At 61.4% G+C, this 793-nt stretch carries 1 pseudogene; it reads right to left on the bottom strand.

Features of this window, described 5'->3' with window-relative positions:
* Positions 1-125: 125 nt before the first annotated feature.
* Positions 126-415 (bottom strand): annotated as a pseudogene (locus AC1DKV_RS40510) (IS110 family transposase); the annotation flags it as partial.
* Positions 416-793 lie beyond the last annotated feature (378 nt).

Raw genomic sequence — 793 nt, 5'->3', positions numbered from 1 at the left:
ATATTGAATTGATATTTATTTGTCCAATGCATTCGAATCATTTTTTTGATAACTTTTGGTAATTAAGGAAACGCTGCATCCGGACTTGTATGGACCCGACGCCTTCTGCAAGCGCCTTGTTCGTGATGTCGAAACGGTCTGCCGTCGCCGATCGCGGCGACCACGGCGGTGGCGGTGGCGGTGATCGGACCGATGCCKGGCGCGTCCGCGATCTTCTTGCATAGTGCGGATTGCTTCACGACCCGATCGACGTTTCGATCAGACGGACACGCTTCTCGATGGCATGCAGGGTGCCGCAGGAGTTCAGCTGGCAGCGCCTGGCAGGACGACGTCAGTCGTCGGCGCTCTTGCCGAGCAGTTCCGGGATTGCGCGCTTGGACGCTTCCGGTGAGTGCAGAATCGTGAGCCTGTGCTCACTACTGGCGCAAAGGATCCCTCATGGCCGAAGAGCCTGAGGGCAAGCCGAGTGCGGAGCGGCCACCGCCAGATTTCGCGCCGATGACCCCGCTAGCGGCCCGCTGGTGCAGAGAGGGGCCCGCATCGACGCCGGCGTTATGGTGCCTTCACACCCGCGCCKGCCGTGGAACCCTCGGGGTTGCCACAGTGCCGGGGCGCATGCCGTTCACACCTTGGCGTGGGTGGCAGCCCATTGCGAAGGATTGACATCGATCGCCAGCCCGAGGCCGGAGCCGATCACGCCGACGTTGTTGAGCGTGTTCACGTTGACGCTCTGCAGCTGGAGGATGTTCTGGTTGACGTTGACATTGACGTTGGCCGCCGGGCCCAGTCCCTG

The organism is Cupriavidus sp. 05T41, from assembly GCF_056396525.1.
Note: the sequence above shows the minus strand (reverse complement) of the source record. Positions and strands in the feature narration are given on the sequence as shown.